This is a genomic window from bacterium, from assembly GCA_023150945.1.
GTDB lineage: Bacteria > Zhuqueibacterota > Zhuqueibacteria > Zhuqueibacterales > Zhuqueibacteraceae > Coneutiohabitans.
Window position 1 is genome coordinate 11,946 of the sequence record JAKLJX010000038.1, and the last position, 19,114, is coordinate 31,059.

Below are 19,114 nucleotides of genomic sequence, written 5' to 3' on the forward strand. Positions count from 1 at the left end.
GGAGCCGAGCGGCAAAACCGGCCCGGGGGAACTTGTGCCGGGAGGTATTCCCCTGAGCAGATCCCTGCCGGCGCTCATCTCCGTTGTGGTGTCGCAAAAGGAGTAATGGCTGATGAATGAATCCGCTGCCACTTCTCCGTCTGAGGCTGCAGGCCTCGACGCCCGCTTGCGCCGGCTCGAAGCGCGGCTGGCCCGCCTGGAGGCGTATCTGCAACTTGGCCCGTTGCCGGAAGTTGCCGGCGCGGACGCCGCAACACGGAATGCGGAGACCGTCCAGGTGGCGCACCCGCCGAGCGAGGAGGAAAAAGAAACTGCGCTGGAGTTCAGAATCGGAGAATTTTGGCTCGCACGCGTAGGCATCGTGGCCTTGCTGCTGGGCACGGCGTTCTTCATCGCCTATCCCCTGGCAGTGCTGCCGCCGCTGTTGCACAGCTTGATCGGCTACTCGTCCGTCGTCGGATTGCTCTTCTTCGCTCGGCTGTGGCGCTCGACCTATTCGTATCTCTCGCGCATTCTGTTCGGCGGCGGGATGATTCTGCTCTATTATGCCACGTTGCGCCTGCACTTTTTCACCGGCCATCCCGTCATTTCCAACAAGTTCATTGCGCTGGCCTTGTTGCTCGCCGTCGTTGGCGTGCACTTTTATTTCGCCGCGCAGCGCAAGAGTGAATTGTTGACGGGCATTGCCGTTTTTCTCGGTTATGCCACTGCGCTCTTTGGTGATGCCACACATTATATTTTGCCGATGGTTGCCATCACTTCAGCAGCGGCGGTTTATTTTTTGATGAGATATCATTTTCAGACCGTCGTTCTGCTCAGCGTCGTTTTGGCTTACCTGACGCACTTGCTCTGGCTGCTGGGCAATCCCCTGCTCGGCCATCCGCTGCAAGCCGTGGCCGAACACCAGAACAATCTCGCCTATCTTTTCTTGTATGCCGCGCTGTTGGCGCTGCCTTCGCTCTGGCGCAAAGAAGCAGCGCTCTCTGATTTCAGCAGGGTGGTGTTGCCGTTGCTGAATGGCCTGGGTTTCTATGGCCTGTCGTTTCTGGTGATGCTCACCTTTTTCGGCGACCAGCGCGCTCTGATCAACTTCTACATTTCCGCCTTTTTTCTCGCGGTCGCGACCATCGGCTGGGTGCGCAGTCAGAGCCGGTTGGCCACTTCGCTGTACGCCTGCTTCGGTTATCTCGCGCTCAGTGCCGCCATTTTTTCCCGCTTCGCCGCGCCGCATTATTTCATTTGGTTGGGCTGGCAGAGCCTGCTGGTGATCTCGACCGCGATTTGGTTTCGCTCCCAAATCGTGGTGGTCGCCAACACGATCATCTATCTCGGCATTTTCCTGGCGTATTTGATCTCGGCGCCGAGCACGGCTGCGGTGAATGCCAGCTATGCCCTGGTGGCGTTGCTGAGCGCGCGCTTGCTCAACTGGAAAACCGAGCGCCTGGCGCTGAAAACCGAATTGATGCGCAATCTCTATCTCGCCTCGGCATTCATCATCATTCCTTACGGCCTCTATCACGCCGTCCCGCGCCACTACGTCAGCCTGGCGTGGCTGGGCGCGGTGGTGTTTTATTTTCTGCTGAGCGTGCTGCTCCAAAACAAGAAGTACCGCTGGATGGCAATCCTGACGCTGTTTTTGGCGGTGCTCTATGTTTTTGTGATCGATCTGGCCCGCCTGGAGGCGGGCTATCGCATTCTTTCATTGCTGGCAGTCGGCATCGTGTTGCTGGTGATCTCGCTGCTCTATGCCCGCTCGCGCAGGAGGACGCCCGGCGCGGCCGCACCGCCGGGAAATGAATGAGGCGCGGCCGCCTGCGCGGCAAGTGCGGCGCTCCGCCTTCCCGCCCGCCTGCCGGAAAGTCACACCGGGTGATTTTGCGATTGCAATTCTCCAATTTAGTTTGAATTTTGGTGGCGGCAATTGACGCCGATCAGTTTGACCTGAATTGACCCTTGTTCGGAGGAAGGTGGTATGGAAAACGCGACTGACAACTCGCGCAAGCTCCCCAGTTCGTTTTACAACCTCATCAGCATCGTGGGCGCGGCGCTCGCGGCTTTCAGCTTTGTCGCCATTATTTTCCTGTTCGTCGTTGATTTTTTCATGCAAAAGTCAACGCCCTATCTGGGCATCATCAATTACCTGGTTTTCCCCGCGGTCTTGATTTTGGGCCTGCTGTTGGTGCCGATCGGCATGTGGCGCGAGCATCACCGCCGCGCCAAGTTTCACGCGCTGCCGTCGCTGCCGCGCGTCGACCTCAATATCCCCCATCATCGCCGCATGTTTGCGCTTTCGGTGGCGGTGCTCAGCGTGTTCCTGCTGCTCACCGGCGTCGGCAGCTATCAGGCCTATGAATTCACCGAATCCACCCGGTTTTGCGGCACCACCTGCCACACCGTGATGGAGCCGGAGTACACCGCCTATCAAGGTTCGCCGCATGCGCGCGTCACCTGCGCCGGCTGCCACGTGGGCCCGGGCGCGGGCTGGTATGTGCAATCGAAGCTCTCCGGCCTGTATCAAGTCTATTCCGTGGCCTTCAACAAATACCCGCGGCCGATTCCGACGCCGATCACCAACCTGCGGCCGGCGCGTGAAACCTGCGAGCAATGCCATTGGCCGCAGGCCTTTTTCGGCTCCAAGCAAAGCGAGCGCGTGCATTTCATAAAGGATGAAGCCAACACGCGCTGGACCTATAACGTGCTCATCAAAATCGGCGGCGGCAGCCCGGAGCTGGGGCATACCTCCGGTATTCACTGGCACATGAACATCGCCAACAAGATCGAATACCTGCCCGCCGATGAATCCCGCGAGGTGATTCCCTGGGTGCGTTCGACCAACGCCAAGGGCGAGGTGACGGTGTACTCCGCCGATCCCAGCCTGCAAGACGGTGCGGCCGTCGATGAAAGCAAGCTGCGGGTGATGGACTGCATCGACTGTCACAACCGTCCCACCCACATTTTCAAATCGCCCAACGTCGCGGTGAACGCGGCCATGAATTTCGGCCGGATCGACGCGACCCTGCCGATGATCAAAGCCGCAGCCGTGGAAGCCCTGCTGCCGGAGTATCTCACCAAGGAAACGGCGCTGGCGGCGATCGACTCCTCGTTGCATGCCTTCTTTGAACAGAACTATCCGGAGGTGGCGGCGGCAAAGGCGGAGCAAATCAAGGCAGCGGTGACGAGCGTGCAGGACATCTATGCCAAGAATAATTTTCCCAAAATGAAGGCGAGCTGGCGCAATTATCCCGATCACATCGGCCATTACCTCAGTCCTGGTTGTCATCGCTGCCATGACGGCCTGCATCAGAGCGCGGACGGCAAGGCCATCACGCATGATTGCAACGCCTGCCACCTGATTATCGCCCAGGGCGACGGCGAGACTGTGAAGGAAAGCAATCTGGAGGGATTGGAATTTCGCCATCCGGTTGACATCGGTGACGCCTGGAAGGAGACCAGTTGCCATGAATGCCACGGCATTGCGGCGGGTATGTAGGGTCCGTCCGAAAGCGCTGATCTTTGCAGAATGTTCCTGTAACGGCTTGGCCGTTGCATCAGATTCCCTGGAGGTTCCGAGACATTCGAGGTTTCCGAAACCTCGGCTCGGCCGAGGTTGAACATTCTCGGACGGACACTGTGTAGCGCGGCGCTGCCGGGCAAGTCTGTCTGAACACCAGAAACCAAGACCGAAAGCGGCCCTGGTTGTGCTGAGGCACAGCCAGGGCCTTTTTGTTTGCTGGTGCCGGGTTTTCGCGAGAAATGGAAAAAAGCTGTTAAAATTCTCAATAATGAAAAAAAATTCACAAAGGCAGCATCAAAGCAAACTGGCTTTGGTCTTTGTTTTATAGAGATTAAGAGCAACCGGCTGGTCGAGAGAAAGTGGAGCATGCTTTTTGCTGACGACTGATTTCATCCCATGCAGATTGGATGTCCCTTGGCTCGGGTGAAAGAGTGAATCGCGTTTCTCCGCGCTCCGCTGCCGTCCGCGCAGCGTGAGCGTTGTCGTGCTGGGAAAGGGCAGACGTCGCACAAGTGACCGGGCTTCGGCTCATGATTTGAATGTGAAAATTGCCAGATGGTCATTTGAATGAAGTGCGCTTGTGCGACGCTGCCGCTTGCTGGTTGGGCCGCGGAGACGTGGCCGCAGATTGCCATTGCCGCAGAAGAAACGAACACGGAAAAACGCAGGTGGCCGGCAGCCTCCCGGGCAGGGCTGAGGTTGCGGCCTTGCCTTCCAGTGCGCGGGGAAGGGGGCTGGACTGAACCGGCAAAGTTTGGATACGCACCTTTACACTCTTTTCCACCTTCACTGAACCAAGGGAGGTTCTTATGCCGGATCCCAATGCCACGATTTGGCAGACGATGCAGGCCAAGGGATACACGCGCCGTGATTTCCTGAGGTTTTGCAGTTTCGCTGCCGGCCTGGCCGGAATCGAAGCCACCGGCCTGGCACGAGTCGTTCACGCCTTCGAAAACAAGCCGAGGCCTCCGGTCGTCTGGCTCCACTTTCAGGAGTGCACCTGCTGCAGCGAATCCTTCATCCGCTCCTCCCACCCGATTGTCGCCGACATCGTGCTCGACAAACTCTCGCTGGACTACACTGAAACGCTGCAAGCGGCCGCCGGCCACCAGGCCGAGAAGTGTCTGCATGATACCATCACCAATTATGCCGGCCAGTACATTCTGCTGGTCGAAGGCTCCGTGCCGATGAAGGACGACGGCGTGTACTGCATGATTGCCGGCCGCTCCGCCGAAGACATTCTGCTGAAATGCGCCAAAGACGCGGCTGCGGTCATCGCCTGGGGCAGTTGCGCTTCCAACGGCTGCATTCAGGGCGCCAGCCCCAATCCCACCAACGCCACCCCGATTCACAAGGTCATCGACAAGCCGGTGATCAATGTGCCCGGCTGCCCGCCGATCGCGGATGTCATGACCGGCGTGGTGACGCATATTCTGGTTTTCGGCCGCATGCCTGCGCTCGACGGCCAGGGCCGGCCCAAGGAATTCTACGGCCGCCGCGTGCATGACACCTGCTATCGCCGGCCGTACTATGACGCCGGCCTGTTCGTGGAAGCGTGGGACGATGAGAAGGCCCGCAAAGGCTATTGCCTCTACAAAATGGGATGCCGCGGGCCGGTTACCTACAATGCCTGCTCCGTCACCCGCTGGAACAACGGCGTGAGCTATCCCATCCAATCCGGGCATGGCTGCATCGGCTGCAGCGAGAACGGCTTCTGGGATAATGGCCCGTTCTATCAGCATCTCGCCAGCTTCCCCGGCTTCGGCATCGAGAGTACCGCCGACACCATCGGCACCGTGGTGGGCGTGGGCGCTGCCGTGGGCGTCACGGCGCATGCCATCGTGACCAACATTCGCAAACGCAAGCTCATCAGCGAGCACATGGATGAATCAGTGGCTGACCAACAGGCGAAGGGAGGTGGGCGCTAATGGCACGCATCGTCGTTGACCCGATCACCCGCATCGAAGGGCATCTGCGCATCGAAGCGGTGGTGGAAAACGGCCGCATCACCGAGGCCTACAGCTCCGGCACCATGGTGCGCGGCTTTGAGAAGATTCTGAAAGGCCGCGATCCACGCGACGCCTGGGCCTTCACCGAACGCGCCTGCGGCGTGTGCACCACCGTGCATGCGCTCGCCAGCGTGCGCACCGTGGAGGACGCGCTCGGCATTACCGTTCCCAAGAACGCCGAGCTCATTCGCAACTTGATGTGTTGCGCGCAATACGTGCAGGATCACGTCGTGCACTTCTATCATCTGCATGCCCTGGATTGGGTGGACGTGGTCAGTGCGCTCTCCGCCGATCCCGCGGCAACCTCGCAACTGGCGCAGAGCATTTCGCGCTGGCCGAAAAGCTCGCCGGGCTATTTTGCTGATCTGCAAAAACGCCTGCAAACGTTTGTGGCCAGCGGCCAGCTCGGCATTTTCGCCAACGGCTATTGGGGCCATCCCCAATACAAGCTGCCGGCCGAGGCCAACCTGATGGCGGTGGCGCACTATCTCGAAGCGCTGGAGTGGCAAAAGGAAATCGTCAAAGTGCACACCATCTTCGGCGGCAAGAACCCGCATCCCAACTATCTCGTGGGCGGCGTGCCGTGTTCGATCAATCTCGACGAAGTCAACGCCGTCAACACCGAGCGCTTGAACCAAGTTGCCAAACTCATCACCGATGCCATCGCATTCGTCGAGCTGGTGTATCTGCCCGACCTGCTGGCGATTGCCGGCTTCTACAAGGACTGGGCGGGCATCGGCGGCGGTTTGACCAACTATCTCGCCTATGGCGAGTTTCCGACGCGCAGCTACGGCCAGCCGGATTCCTTCAAATTCCCGCGCGGCGCCATTCTCAACCGCAATTTGAACGAGGTGCATGAGGTGAATGGCCGCGACAAAGAGGAAATCAAGGAGTACATTTCGCATTCGTGGTACAGTTACAAAAACGGCGACGGCGCGGGCTTGCATCCCTGGGATGGCGAGACGGAATTCAACTTCACCGGCCCCAAGCCGCCTTTCGACCAGCTCAACGTCGAGGGCAAGTATTCCTGGCTGAAAACGCCGCGCTGGAGAGAGCACGCGATGGAAGTCGGGCCGCTCGCCCGCATGCTGGTCGCCTATGCCAAGGGCGTGACCGAGGTGAAGGACATCGTGAACGACACGTTGGGCCGGCTCAACGTTCCCGTGACCGCGCTGTTTTCCACGCTCGGCCGCACCGCGGCGCGCGGGTTGGAAACCAAGCTCATCGCCCATTGGATGCAGGAATTCTATGATGAGCTGCTCGCCAACGTCAAGGCCGGCGAGACCCGCACGTTCACCGAGGAGAGATGGGACCCGGCGACCTGGCCGGAAACCTGCGAAGGCGTGGGCCTGACCGAGGCGCCGCGCGGCGCCCTGGCGCACTGGATTCGCATCAAGGACAAAAAGATCGACAATTACCAACTGGTGGTGCCCAGCACCTGGAACGCTTCGCCGAAGGATCACAACGGCATGCGCTCTGCCTACGAAGAGGCCTTGCTCGGCACGCCGGTGGCGAACGTCGATCAGCCGGTGGAGATTCTCCGCACGATTCACTCCTTCGATCCGTGCATCGCGTGCGCCGTGCATCTCTACGATCCCGCCGGCCGGCAGGTTCACCAAGTGAAATTTTATTGAGGAGGCGGCCATGGCAACGACATCACCCCGGGTGGCCTACCGCCGCGTCTACGTCTGGCAACTGCCGGTGCGTTTCTATCACTGGCTCAATGCCCTGTGCGTCGCGGTGTTGATCGTCACCGGCTACCTGATCGGCAACCCGCTGGCCATTTCCTATTCCACCGAAGCCTACCAGCAGTATTGGTTCGGCACGGTGCGCTTCGTGCATTTCGTGGCGGCGTTCATTTTCTTTTTCAATTTCATGGTGCGCATCTACTGGGGCTTCGTCGGCAACGCCTACGCGCGCTGGGAGAATTTCATCCCGTTCCGCAAGGCGCAATGGCGGGAGATCCTCGAAGTGCTGAAGGTGGATGTGCTGCAGGCGAAGATCAAGGGCATGATCTCCATCGGCCACAATGCGCTCGCCGGCTTCACCTACTTCCTGTCGTTTCTCGCGTTTCTGTTTCAATCGCTCACCGGGTTTGCGCTGTATTCCAGCATGAGCGACTCCTTCTTTCCGCGGCTGTTCGCGTGGATCGTGCCGTTGATGGGCGGCGACTTCGCGGTGAGGCAGTGGCATCACCTGTTCTTGTGGTTCTTCGTCGTCTTCACCATCGTGCACATGTACCTCGTGTTCTACCACGACTACATCGAAGGCCGCGGCACCACCTCGTCGATGGTGGGCGGATGGAAGTTTGAGCGGGAGGATGTGCTGAAGTCGTGAGCGTCTTTTTTTGAACGCGGATGACGCGGATTTGGCGGATTGCCGCGGATTTTTAAGACCAGCGGATAGATGAACGCCAACGGATGTTTTTATCCGCTGGTCTTAATCTATCCGTTGGTGAAATCTTTTTGGCCGTTTTTCATTTTTATCAGTTTTTCAAGCTTTATCCGCGTAAATCCGTGTCATCAGCGTCATCCGTGTTCAAGGCTTTTGCTTTTTTCTGTTTATCTTTTTTTCATTTTATCTTTTTTACCAACATGGCCGCGGACTCAAACATTCTCATCCTCGGCATCGGCAACGTGCTGATGGGCGATGAGGGCATCGGTGTGCACGTGGTACGCCATCTTCAAAACATGCCACTGCCGGAGGGGGTGGCATGTTTGGATGGCGGCACCGGCAGCTTCAACTTGCTCGAGCCGATGCAGCGCGCGCAGAGAGTGATTTTGATTGACGCCACGATCGACGGCGCGCCCGCTGGCACAATTCGCCGCCTCACCCCGCGCTTCTCCAAAGATTATCCGCGCACGCTCACCGCCCACGACATCGGGTTGAAGGATTTGCTGGATGCGTTCTATCTGCTCGGCCATGTGCCGGAAATCATTTTGTATGCGATTTCGATAGCCGCGGTGCAGGAAGTGGGCACCGAGCTTTCGCCGGAGATCGCAGCGGTGGTGGAGGAGGTGGCTGGCAAAGTGATCGAGGAAATGAATTCTCAGAGCGGAATGCCGTTGACACAGCCTGCGCGGGAGGAGCAAAGCGGGGCCGGTTTGAGGTGAGCACGGAGTCCGGAACAATGCGTTCAAAGTCCACATTGGCGCCATTGCTCTTTTGTCTTGCCGTGGCGCAGGCACAGCTCGTCACCGGCCAGGGCCTCAAGTTCGGCATGGTGTCCTCCAAGCTGCAGGCAGACCGGGACGCTGCTCCCTTGTTTTTGGACTTCCCGGTGTGGGAGGATTTGCATCGGCGCATGGGGCCGCAGATCGGTGTGTTCGTTGATTTTTTCGCGATGCCCGCGCTCGGCCTCCAGGCGGAAGTCAGTTTCCTCGAAAAAGGAGCGGAACAGGAGATCGCAATCTCCACCATTGACCATCCGGAGGGCACGGGCGAGCGTTTCACCATCGATCTGTTTCAATACGATTTCCTGGCGTTCAGCGTGTTGGCGCAGCCCCGGCTGAAGCTCGGTGCGGTCACTCCCTACGCCGTGGCCGGGCCGTCACTGCATTGGCTCATCGCCGATCGCGACGGCTTGTTTGGAGACACGCAGAACTTGACGCCTGCCCTGGTTGCCGGCGTCGGTGTGGAACTACGGCAGGCATTGGCATTCCCCGTCCTTTTCGAAATACGCTACCATCCTGATTTGACCCGTTTCTATGAAAGCGGGCGGGCTAAATTCAAGTTTCAGCTCTGGCAGTTTCTGCTGGGCGTCAACCTGCGCAAACGATGATTTTGGTCTGCGGCCGCGGTGCGTGATGCCCGGTCGCGTGCGAACGGTGCTTTACCTGTTACAAGCGAGAGGCGACAATGTTCCTGACCTTGTTGGTGGTGACTTTCCTGATTGCCGGGGCAACTGCCACACTGGCGGCCTTCTTGTTCAACCAGCCGGTCAAGAAGATTCTGACCCGCCTGGTCTCCGATGAGCTGGGGGCGACGTGGAAACGTTACCTGCTCTTCGCCATCTACGTCGTGGGCATTTCCGGCGGCGTCCGCGTGTGGGATTTGGAAAAGTACCTCACGCCGGGTGCGAAGGACGAAGCGCCATTGCTACTCACTTCGGATCGCTGGGTCCTGGAGATCTACAAGACGGTGATTGGCACGCTGCAAAGTGTCGCCTGGATGCTGCTGGTGTTCTTTCTGTTTGCCTTGGTGGCGTATGTGGTCGTGCGAGGTTTTGAGCTGAGGCGCACGCAGGACAAATCAACCTGAGGCGCGGGTGAAATGCCGGTGCAGCCTGCGACGATCCGGCCTCGCCCGCGGCGTTTCCACTGATCGCGCTAAACCGGGGCTGCAATTGTGCCGGTGGAGCGAGGGGCGGCGGCAGCGCTTGACAGACGATTCGAGACGCGGCAACTCAGTTGTATCGATTGTGCAGGAAGGATTCGGTATATAGCTCACGACACTCTCAAATCTGGTTACTCCCGCACGGTCAGCTTACAGCGGTTTTCAATTGGGTGAGCAGGTTTGTCGTCCCCGCCACTGGTGGGCGGCTGTCAAAGCCAATGAATCCGCGGTTGCCACAGTGCCTCACAAGGGGGCAAGACTACGATTCCTTCGCAAGCACTTGGAAAACGCTACAAGAGCGCGTGGATGACTTCCTGAATCAGGAAGGGCAAATTGGGTTGCGCTAAGGAAAGATGCGGGGCCGGGAGGCGGTGGTGTTTGATATCCGGCGGAACGTGCTTGTGATGGGGATGGGTGCTGGCCATTTCGGGAATATGGGGGTGGGGTAGAGGGCCGTACTTTTGATGGTTTGCAAGAGACGCGATCATTTGAATTCCCCGACTGCCACGGGCTCGTTTAGCGGAAGATTGGCGAGTGCCTCGGCCAAGTGATTCCGAAAAAAATCTTCGCGGCGCAATTTGGTCTCATAGAATGCCGCCCACTCCTGAAAGTCTTCGGTGCACTCGAGCTTTCCGGTTTAGTAGAGGTGATAGAAGTATGGGCTGAGCAATTTGTATTTTTTCTCGAATTGCAAAAGCTGCGGCGCAATCGCCTGCAAATCCTCGATAATGTCATCAAGGGTCAAAGGCTCGGCCATGACAATTTTTTCCGCGTAGGTTCGGTCGCAATATATGAGAACTTGAATTGGGAAATCAACTTGCGTATGGCCCACCACACGCTAAAATCCGGCTATTCCCGATTAGTCGATCGCCTGAATCGTTTCCCCCAAGGCGCGCCGCCGTCGGAATTGCTGTTCAAAATTCTCAAAATGCTGTTCAGCGAGAAAGAAGCGGAATTGGTGGCGAACTTACCCATCAAGCCCTTCACCGCAGAAAAGGCGAGCGGCATTTGGAAAATGGATTTGGCCGGCGCGCAAAAGGTGCTGGACACGTTGGCGGGACGCGGCATTCTGGTGGACGTCGACCACAACGGCACCAGCGAGTACACCCTGCCGCCGCCGATGGCGGGTTTCTTCGAGTTTTCGCTCATGCGGGTGCGCGCGGACATTGATCAAAAAGTCCTGAGCGAACTTTTTTACCAATACCTCAACGTCGAAGAAGACTTCATTCGCGAACTCTTCACCCAGGGCGAAACTCAGCTCGGCCGCACGTTCGTGCACGAGCCGGCGCTGTCGGTCGAGAACGCTCTGCAGGTTTTGGATTACGAACGCGCTTCCGAAGTCATCAACACCGCGTCACACATGGCCGTCGGGGTCTGCTACTGCCGCCATAAAATGCACCATCTCGACCGCGCTTGCAACGCGCCGCTGGACATCTGCATGACGTTCAACAACACCGCGGCCTCTCTCATCAAGCATGGCATTGCCCGGCAGGTCGACAAACAAGAAGGCCTGGATCTCTTGCAGCAGGCCTATGCCAGCAATCTCGTGCAGTTCGGCGAAAATGTACAGCGGCACGTGAATTTCATCTGCAATTGCTGCGGCTGTTGCTGCGAAGCCATGATCGCAGCGCGGCGCTTCGCGATTTTGAATCCGGTGCACACCACGAACTTCCTCCCGGAAGTCAAGCGGGAAACCTGCAACGGTTGCGGCAAATGCGTCAATGTTTGTCCGGTCGAGGCCATGACCCTGGTCTCGGCCAATGATCCGCGCCATCCCAAAATGAAAGTGGCCCGCTTGTCGGAAGACCTATGTCTGGGCTGCGGACTTTGTGTGCGCGCCTGCCCCAAAGACAGCGTGACGTTGAAAAGCCGGCCGGAAAAAGTGATCACGCCGGTGAACGGCGCGCATCGCGTGGTGATGATGGCCATCGAGCGCGGCAAGCTGCAGCATTTGATTTTCGACAATCAAGTGCTGTGGAACCATCGCGCGCTGGCGGCGGTGCTCGGGGTCATTTTGAAGCTGCCGCCCATCAAACAAGCGATGGCCAGCCGCCAGGTGAAATCACGATATCTCGAAGCCCTGCTCGCCAAATGGCGCCACTGATCCGGCACGCGCAGGGCAAAACCTTCATGGTCGAGGAACCTTCATGCACGAACTTTCGATTGCCACCTCCATCGTTGAAACCGTTTTGCAAGAGATGCAACGCCGGCAACTGCCGGCCGTGGAAACCATCGCGGTGCGCGTGGGCGCGCTGAGCGGCGTGGTGCCGGAAGCGCTGGAATTCAGCTTCAGCGCCATCATCAACGGCACGCCGCTGGCCGGCACCCGCCTTGCAATCGAGCAGGTGCCGCTGCAGGGCAAATGCCGTAACTGCGGCTTGGATTTTTCAGTTGTGGAGTTTATCTTCGCCTGTCCCCATTGCCGCTCGGGGCAAATCGAAATCACCAAAGGGGAGGAGTTGGAGATTGCGTATTTGGAAGTGAGTTCGTAGTTGCGCCTTCAGGCATTCTTGCATCATGAACGCTTTGGCCCGGCAGGGACGACTACGAACCGGTTTCAATTCAATGGACAAGATCATGACTGAAAAAATCGCTGTTGAGAGAAAAGTCCTTTCTGAAAACGACAAGCTTGCCGCTGAAATCCGCAGCCAGTTGATGCAGCGCGGCGTGGTGGCGCTCAACTTCGTCAGCTCGCCCGGCTCCGGCAAGACCAGCCTGCTGGAGAAAACGCTGGCGGCATTGAATCACGAGCTGCGCCTGGGTTTGATTGCCGGTGACGTGCAAACCGAGAACGATGCCGACCGCCTGAAACGCGCCGGCGGCAAACTGGTGCAGCCCATCGTCACCGGCGGCTTGTGCCATCTCGATGCCAAAATGATCACGCGCGTGCTGCCGGAGTTCGATCTCGCGCAACTCGATTTGCTGTTCATCGAGAATGTCGGCAATCTCGTGTGTCCGTCCAGCTATGATCTCGGCGAAGACATGAAAGTGGTGGTGCTCAGCACCACCGAAGGCGACGACAAGCCGCTGAAGTATCCCGGCATGTTCCGCCGCGCCAAAGTGATGGTGATCAACAAAATCGACCTGCTCGGCACTTCCGATTTCGACCTCGCCCGCGTCAAAGAAAATGCCCGCCGCATCAATGCCGATCTCAAGGTCTTTGAAGTCTCCTGCCGCACCGGCGCCGGCTTGCCCGCCTGGTTCGATTGGCTGCGCGGGCTGGTGCACGCGCCGGCGCGCGACCTGCCGCTGACCACGGGAGCATAGTTTGCTGCGCCGCGAACGCATTCACATTTCCGGCATCGTGCAGGGTGTCGGCTTCCGCCCCTTCGTCTACCGCCTGGCGCAGCAGTGCGGCTTGGCCGGATTTGTCCGCAACAACACCGAAGGCGTGCTCATTGAGGTGGAAGGCAACGCCGCGGGGTTGCAGGCATTTCGCCATCGCCTCGCGACCGAAGCGCCGCCACGCGCGCACCTGGTGCAGCTCACGCTGGAGGAAATTCCGCCTGCCGGAGAATCGGAATTCGCCATCGTGGCCAGCGAGCGCGACCGGCCGGCGCAGGCTTTCATCTCACCGGACCTCTGTCTGTGCGCCGACTGCCGCGCGGAATTGTTCGATCCTGCCAACCGGCGTTTTCACTATCCCTTCATCAATTGCACGAACTGCGGTCCGCGTTACACCATCGTTCGCCGCATTCCCTACGACCGGCGCAACACTTCGATGAGTGTGTTTCCGCTGTGCGCGGCCTGTGCGGCAGAATACCATGATCCTGCCGACCGCCGGTTTCATGCCCAGCCCAATGCTTGTCCGGTGTGCGGGCCGCGCTTGTGGCTGTGCGATCGCAACGGCACGCAGCTCGCTGAAGCTGAGGCCGTCGAGCAAGCCATTGCCCAATTGCAGCAGGGCGCCATCGTTGCCGTCCGGGGATTGGGCGGCTTTCATCTCGCGGTGGATGCCCGCAACCAGGCCGCGGTGCGCACGCTGCGCCAACGCAAGGGCCGCGCGGAAAAGCCGTTTGCGATGATGGCGCGCAATCTCGCTGCCATCGAAAACTTCTGTCACGTCTCGCCGGCGGAACAGGCGCTGCTGCAGCAGCCGGCCCGGCCGATTGTCTTGCTGCCGCGCCGCGCTCCCGATCAACTTGCGGCCGCCGTGGCGCCCAATCAAAAATACTTCGGCTTCATGCTGCCTTACACGCCGCTGCACGAGCTGCTGCTGCAGGATCATTTTGACGCGCTGGTGATGACCAGCGGCAATTTCAGCGAAGAGCCGATCGCCATCGGCAATCAAGAAGCGCTCGCGCGTTTGGCGGCGCTGGCGGATTTCTTTCTGCTGCACGATCGCGAGATTCTACAGCGCTGCGACGATTCCATCGTGCGCCTGGCAGCCGGCCGGCCGCGGCTCATCCGCCGGTCGCGCGGCTATGTGCCCGAGCCGGTGTTCATTCCACGCCCCACGCCGCGGCGCGTGCTGGCGTGCGGCGGAGAATTGAAGAACACCATTGCGCTCTCGCGCGGCAATGCCGTTTTTCTCAGCCAGCACATCGGCGATTTGGACAATCCCGCCGCGTTTTCATTTTTCGAAAACAGCATTGCGCATCTCCAGGACATACTCGAAATCGTTCCGGAGCTGATCGCGTATGATTTGCATCCGGAATACCTTTCCACCAAATGGGCGTTGCAGCAGGAGGGCTTGCCGCGCGTGGGGGTGCAGCATCATCATGCGCATCTCGCGGCCGTGATGGCCGACAACGGCGTGGCGGAACCGACGATAGGCTTGATTCTGGACGGCACCGGTTACGGCAGCGACGGCACGATCTGGGGCGGGGAAGTGCTGCTCGGCACCGCGGCTTCATTCGAACGCTTTGCCTATTTGCAGCCGGTTGCCATGCCGGGCGGCGCCGCGGCGATTCATCAGCCCTGGCGCATGGCGTTGAGCTATCTGGCGGCGACTTTCGGCAGCAATCTCGGGCCGTTGTCGTTGCCCTTTTTGCAGCAGCTCCGCAGTGCAGCCGTGGAAGTGGTGCTGCAGATGATCGACAAGAAAATCAACGCGCCGCTCACCTCCAGTTGCGGCCGCTTGTTCGACGGCGTGGCCGCGCTGCTCGGGCTGCACCAGGAAGTGAGCTATGAAGCGCAAGCGGCGATGGCATTGGAAATGCTGGCCGACGAAGCGGAGCCGGAGTTTTATCCCGAAGCGGTCCGCTCCGCCGGCGCCGGTGCGATTCCCATCACGCCGCTGATCCACGCGGTGGTGGAGGATTTGCAAAACGGCGTGGCGCGTGAAAAAATCGCAGCACGCTTTCATCACACGCTGATCGAAATCTTCATCACGGCCGCCGGCGCGGCGCGCGCGGCCACCGCCATCAACCGCGTGGGACTGAGCGGCGGCGTGTATCAAAACGCGTTTTTCTTTCACCGTATGCTGGAACGACTGCAAGCGGAGGGTTTCGAAGTTTTGACCCATCAGCAAGTGCCCACGAATGACGGCGGCCTGGCGCTCGGCCAGATTGTGATTGCCGGCGCGGTTGCCCATCAAAGTTGAACAGGAGAACGAATCATGTGTTTGGCCATTCCTGGAAAAGTCATCGAAATCTACGAGCAGAACGGCTTGAAAATGGGCCGCCTCGATTATGCCGGCACGGTCAACACCGCCTGCCTGGAATATGTGCCGGAGGTGCGGCTCGGACAATACGCGCTGGTGCACGCCGGCTTTGCCATCAGCGTGCTGGATGAAGAAGAAGCGCGCAAAACCTACGCGGTGTGGGACGAGCTGGTGCAGGCCGCGGCGCAAGAGGGCACCGACATCTTCGGCATGCCGTTCGAAAAATCGCCGCCCGGCTGAGCGCGGTGCATGACATTCGTGCAGAATAGTCGGATACTTTGATCGCGCATCCCGGGTCTCTGCACCGGGGCTGTGTTTTCGCTGTTGCGAGTTCCCCTTTTTTGGTGCCAGTGGTCTGTTACCCTGAAATGTACAGCCACCACCAATGTCATCCTGCAAGGATCCTGTGAAGATTTGAGCACGGCGCCAATTACCTCACAGGATTCCTTCTGAATGACACTCGGAATCACTTACACAAATCAAAGTAACAGCGCACCAGGCTTTCAAAGGCAAGAGGCGCGGCATGAAATATCTCGACGAATATCGCAACCCTGAAATCGCGCGGCATTTGGTGCAGGAGATTCGCGGCCTCACCACGCGGCCGTGGGTGATCATGGAAGTGTGCGGCGGTCAGACGCACTCCATCATCAAGAACGGCATCGATCAAATTCTGCCCAAAGAAATCGAGCTGGTGCACGGGCCGGGCTGCCCGGTGTGCGTGACCCCGCTGGAGCAGATCGACAAGGCCCTGGCCATTGCCAGCCGGCCCGAGGTGATTTTTACTTCCTTCGGCGACATGCTGCGCGTGCCCGGTTCGCGCCAGGATTTGTTCATGGTGAAATCCGCGGGCGGCGACGTGCGCGTGGTCTATTCGCCGCTCGATGCCGTCAAGATCGCGCGCGAGAATCCCCACAAGCAAGTGGTCTTTTTCGCGGTGGGATTCGAGACCACGGCGCCCAACAATGCCATGGCCGTCTGGCAGGCGCACCGTGAAGGCCTGCGGAATTTTTCGATTCTGGTTTCGCATGTGCTGGTGCCGCCGGCGATGCGCGCCCTGCTGGCCTCGCCGCATAATCGCGTGCAGGGTTATCTCGCCGCCGGGCACGTCTGCACGGTGATGGGGTGGGAAGAATACGAACCGATCGCGGCGCAGTATCGCGTGCCCATCGTCGTCACCGGTTTCGAGCCGGTGGATATTCTCGAAGGCGTGCTGCTGACGGTACGGCAATTGGAACGCGGGGAGGCGCGCGTGGAAAACCAATACGCGCGCGTGGTGCGCCGCGAGGGCAACCGGCCGGCGCAGGAGTTGATTCGCAAAGTCTTCGAAATCGCCCCGCGCAAGTGGCGCGGCATCGGTGAGATTCCCGCCAGCGGCTTGCGGCTGCGGCCGGAGTTTCGCGACTACGACGCCGAAACGATCTTCGCTCTCGGCGAGCTGCACGTCGAAGAGCCGGCCATTTGCATCAGCGGCCTGGTGCTGCAGGGCTTGAAAAAGCCCAACGAATGCGCCGCCTTCGGCAAGCAGTGCACGCCGCAAACGCCGCTGGGCGCTACGATGGTGTCTTCGGAGGGTGCGTGTGCGGCGTATTTTGCGTATCAGAGGCGGAGGGTGGAGTAGGAGTAGGAGTAGGAGTAGGAGTAAGAGTAAGAGTAAGAGGCACATGACGAGGACCAACTGGGATGAGTGAGTTCAGTCTGCAGTGCCCGTTGCCGATCACGCAGCACGACACGATTCAGCTCGGCCACGGCAGCGGCGGCAAGATGATGAATGATCTGATCGGCAAGCTGTTCTTGTGGGCATTCGACAATCCCTACTTGAACAAGCTCGATGATCAAGCCGTGGTCGAGATCAACGGCGTGCGGCTGGCGATCAGCACGGATTCCTTTGTCGTGGATCCGATTTTCTTCCCCGGCGGAAATATCGGCGAGCTGGCGGTTTACGGCACCGTGAATGACGTGTGCATGAGCGGCGGCCGGCCGCTGTTTCTCGCGGCCAGTGTGATTTTGGAAGAGGGCTTTCCCCTGGCAGATCTGCGCCAGGTGGTGGAGTCCATGGCGGCCGCGGCCCGCCGCGCCGGCGTGCTGATCGTGACCGGGGACACCAAAGTCGTCAACAAAGGCAAGGGCGACAAGATCTTCATCAACACCACCGGCCTCGGCGTGCTCGAGCATCCCTGGCAAATATCTGCCGGTCAAATCCAGCCCGGTGATGCGGTGCTGTTGAGCGGCAGCCTGGGTGATCACGGCATTGCCATTCTCTCGCGGCGCGAGGGACTGGCATTTGAAACGCCGATTACGAGTGATACTGCGCCCTTGCATGAGTTGGTGGCCGCGGTGTTGCAGGCCGGCGGCCAGGCAGTGCATGCCCTGCGTGACCCCACGCGCGGCGGATTGGCCGCGACATTGAACGAGTTTGCCGCCACCGCGCGCGTCGGCATTCGGGTTCGCGAAGATCGCATTCCCGTCAAACCCGCGGTGGCGGGCGCGTGTGAGATTTTGGGGTTGGATCCGTTGTATATTGCCAATGAAGGCAAGCTGGTGGCAGTGGTCGCGGCGGCCAAGGCCGAAGCCGTGCTGCACGCGCTGCAGGCCCACCCGCTCGGCCGGGAGGCGGCGCTCATCGGCGAGGTGATGGCCGGCAGTCCCGGCCTGGTGACGATGCAAACGCGGCTGGGGGCGTGGCGCATCGTCGATCTGCTGGTGGGCGAGCAATTGCCGAGGATTTGTTGAGTACCTGAATTTTGCCGGGCAATTGTTGCCCTCCTCGCCTGCGATTGAAATCGCAGTCTATACGCTCAAGCCGGCTCAGGCCGGCGCCTCGTCTGATGGGTGGTCAGTCGCCTTTAGGCGACATCAGCCTTTAGCCCGAGAATTGATTCTCAGGCTCAGGTCCGCCGGCGCGGTCAGGCTGCCGGCAAGTCGCGGTTTGGGATGATCCATTTCAAACACAGGAGTTCAGCATGTCTGCCCCCTTGTCGCTGTGGGTTTTGTTGACGTCGACCGTGACGATTGCGATTGTGCATGCGCTGGCGCCGGATCATTGGGTGCCGTTTGTGAGCATCGGCCGCGCGCAAAAATGGTCCACGGCGAAATTGATTTGGATCACTTTTCTCGCCGGGCTGGGACACGTGGGGTCCTCGATCCTCATCGGCGTGGTTGGCCTGCTCTTGGGCTTCAGTTTGGTTCATCTTGAAGGCATCGAGTCGCAGCGCGGGGAGGTGGCGGGCCTGCTGCTCATCGGTTTTGGTCTGGCTTATGCGATCTGGGGCTTCAAGCACGCCCGGCATCACCATCATCATGAGGTCGATCCCAAGAAATCGCTCACGCTCTGGACGCTGTTCGCCATCTTTGTCCTGGGCCCGTGCGAGCCGCTGATTCCGCTCATGTTTGCGGGCGCGGCGCTGGGCTGGGGCGCGGTGATCACGGTCACTGCCGTGTTCGGCTTGATCACGCTGGTGATGATGATCGGACAGACGCTGCTCGCCTATTACGGCCTTGGCCTGGCGCGGATCAAGCATCTCGAGCACTACGGCCATGCCATTGCGGGCGTGGTCATTGCGTTCACCGGCGGCATGGTGATGTTTTTCGGAGTCTGAACGCCGGCCGGCACTTTGCGCCAGCCAGCAATTCGGAGGCAGGCCTGGCTGCGGG

The 19,114-nt window shown here is 59.5% G+C and carries 16 protein-coding genes; all 16 read left to right on the forward strand.

Going from position 1 to position 19,114, the window contains the following annotated elements:
• Window positions 1–112 precede the first annotated feature (112 nt).
• The gene (locus tag L6R21_26930) at window positions 113–1,801 is read left to right on the forward strand and encodes a hypothetical protein (GenBank protein MCK6562841.1); all 1,689 of its coding nucleotides are present in this window, start codon (window positions 113–115) and stop codon (window positions 1,799–1,801) included.
• A 171-nt stretch (window positions 1,802–1,972) separates the two neighbouring features.
• Complete coding sequence (locus tag L6R21_26935) at window positions 1,973–3,490, forward strand: NapC/NirT family cytochrome c (GenBank protein MCK6562842.1); 1,518 nt, start codon at window positions 1,973–1,975, stop codon at window positions 3,488–3,490.
• An 833-nt stretch (window positions 3,491–4,323) separates the two neighbouring features.
• Window positions 4,324–5,442 (forward strand): hydrogenase small subunit, encoded by a 1,119-nt coding sequence (locus L6R21_26940; GenBank protein MCK6562843.1) that lies wholly within the window; start codon window positions 4,324–4,326, stop codon window positions 5,440–5,442.
• Entirely contained in the window at window positions 5,442–7,157 is a 1,716-nt protein-coding gene (locus tag L6R21_26945) for a nickel-dependent hydrogenase large subunit (protein ID MCK6562844.1), read from the forward strand. The genes L6R21_26940 and L6R21_26945 overlap by 1 nt, the downstream gene beginning before the upstream one ends.
• A 10-nt stretch (window positions 7,158–7,167) precedes the next feature.
• Complete coding sequence (gene cybH / locus L6R21_26950) at window positions 7,168–7,860, forward strand: Ni/Fe-hydrogenase, b-type cytochrome subunit (protein ID MCK6562845.1); 693 nt, start codon at window positions 7,168–7,170, stop codon at window positions 7,858–7,860.
• A 257-nt stretch (window positions 7,861–8,117) separates the two neighbouring features.
• Window positions 8,118–8,636, forward strand: coding sequence for a HyaD/HybD family hydrogenase maturation endopeptidase (locus L6R21_26955; GenBank protein ID MCK6562846.1), 519 nt, complete (start codon window positions 8,118–8,120; stop codon window positions 8,634–8,636).
• Between the two features lie 17 nt (window positions 8,637–8,653).
• Window positions 8,654–9,304 carry a porin family protein gene (locus L6R21_26960; protein ID MCK6562847.1) on the forward strand — a complete coding sequence of 217 codons (651 nt, stop codon included), beginning with the start codon at window positions 8,654–8,656 and terminating at the stop codon, window positions 9,302–9,304.
• 77 nt (window positions 9,305–9,381) lie between these two features.
• Window positions 9,382–9,783, forward strand: a complete 402-nt coding sequence (locus L6R21_26965) for a hypothetical protein (GenBank protein MCK6562848.1) — start codon at window positions 9,382–9,384, stop codon at window positions 9,781–9,783.
• Between the two features lie 898 nt (window positions 9,784–10,681).
• Entirely contained in the window at window positions 10,682–11,962 is a 1,281-nt protein-coding gene (locus L6R21_26970) for a 4Fe-4S dicluster domain-containing protein (GenBank protein ID MCK6562849.1), read from the forward strand.
• A 43-nt stretch (window positions 11,963–12,005) separates the two neighbouring features.
• The gene (gene hypA / locus L6R21_26975; GenBank protein MCK6562850.1) at window positions 12,006–12,350 is read left to right on the forward strand and encodes a hydrogenase maturation nickel metallochaperone HypA; all 345 of its coding nucleotides are present in this window, start codon (window positions 12,006–12,008) and stop codon (window positions 12,348–12,350) included.
• Between the two features lie 85 nt (window positions 12,351–12,435).
• Window positions 12,436–13,125 carry a hydrogenase nickel incorporation protein HypB gene (gene hypB / locus L6R21_26980; GenBank protein MCK6562851.1) on the forward strand — a complete coding sequence of 230 codons (690 nt, stop codon included), beginning with the start codon at window positions 12,436–12,438 and terminating at the stop codon, window positions 13,123–13,125.
• A 1-nt stretch (window position 13,126) separates the two neighbouring features.
• A complete protein-coding gene (hypF, locus tag L6R21_26985) occupies window positions 13,127–15,403 on the forward strand; it encodes a carbamoyltransferase HypF (GenBank protein ID MCK6562852.1) in 2,277 nt (758 codons plus the stop codon).
• Window positions 15,404–15,418: 15 nt separating this feature from the next.
• Window positions 15,419–15,703, forward strand: a complete 285-nt coding sequence (locus L6R21_26990; GenBank protein MCK6562853.1) for a HypC/HybG/HupF family hydrogenase formation chaperone — start codon at window positions 15,419–15,421, stop codon at window positions 15,701–15,703.
• Window positions 15,704–15,986: 283 nt separating this feature from the next.
• Window positions 15,987–17,081 (forward strand): hydrogenase formation protein HypD, encoded by a 1,095-nt coding sequence (gene hypD / locus L6R21_26995; protein ID MCK6562854.1) that lies wholly within the window; start codon window positions 15,987–15,989, stop codon window positions 17,079–17,081.
• A 62-nt stretch (window positions 17,082–17,143) separates the two neighbouring features.
• The gene (hypE, locus tag L6R21_27000; GenBank protein MCK6562855.1) at window positions 17,144–18,193 is read left to right on the forward strand and encodes a hydrogenase expression/formation protein HypE; all 1,050 of its coding nucleotides are present in this window, start codon (window positions 17,144–17,146) and stop codon (window positions 18,191–18,193) included.
• A gap of 230 nt (window positions 18,194–18,423) precedes the next feature.
• Window positions 18,424–19,059: a hypothetical protein gene (locus L6R21_27005; GenBank protein ID MCK6562856.1), complete on the forward strand. Its 636-nt coding sequence runs from the start codon at window positions 18,424–18,426 to the stop codon at window positions 19,057–19,059.
• Window positions 19,060–19,114: the final 55 nt, after the last annotated feature.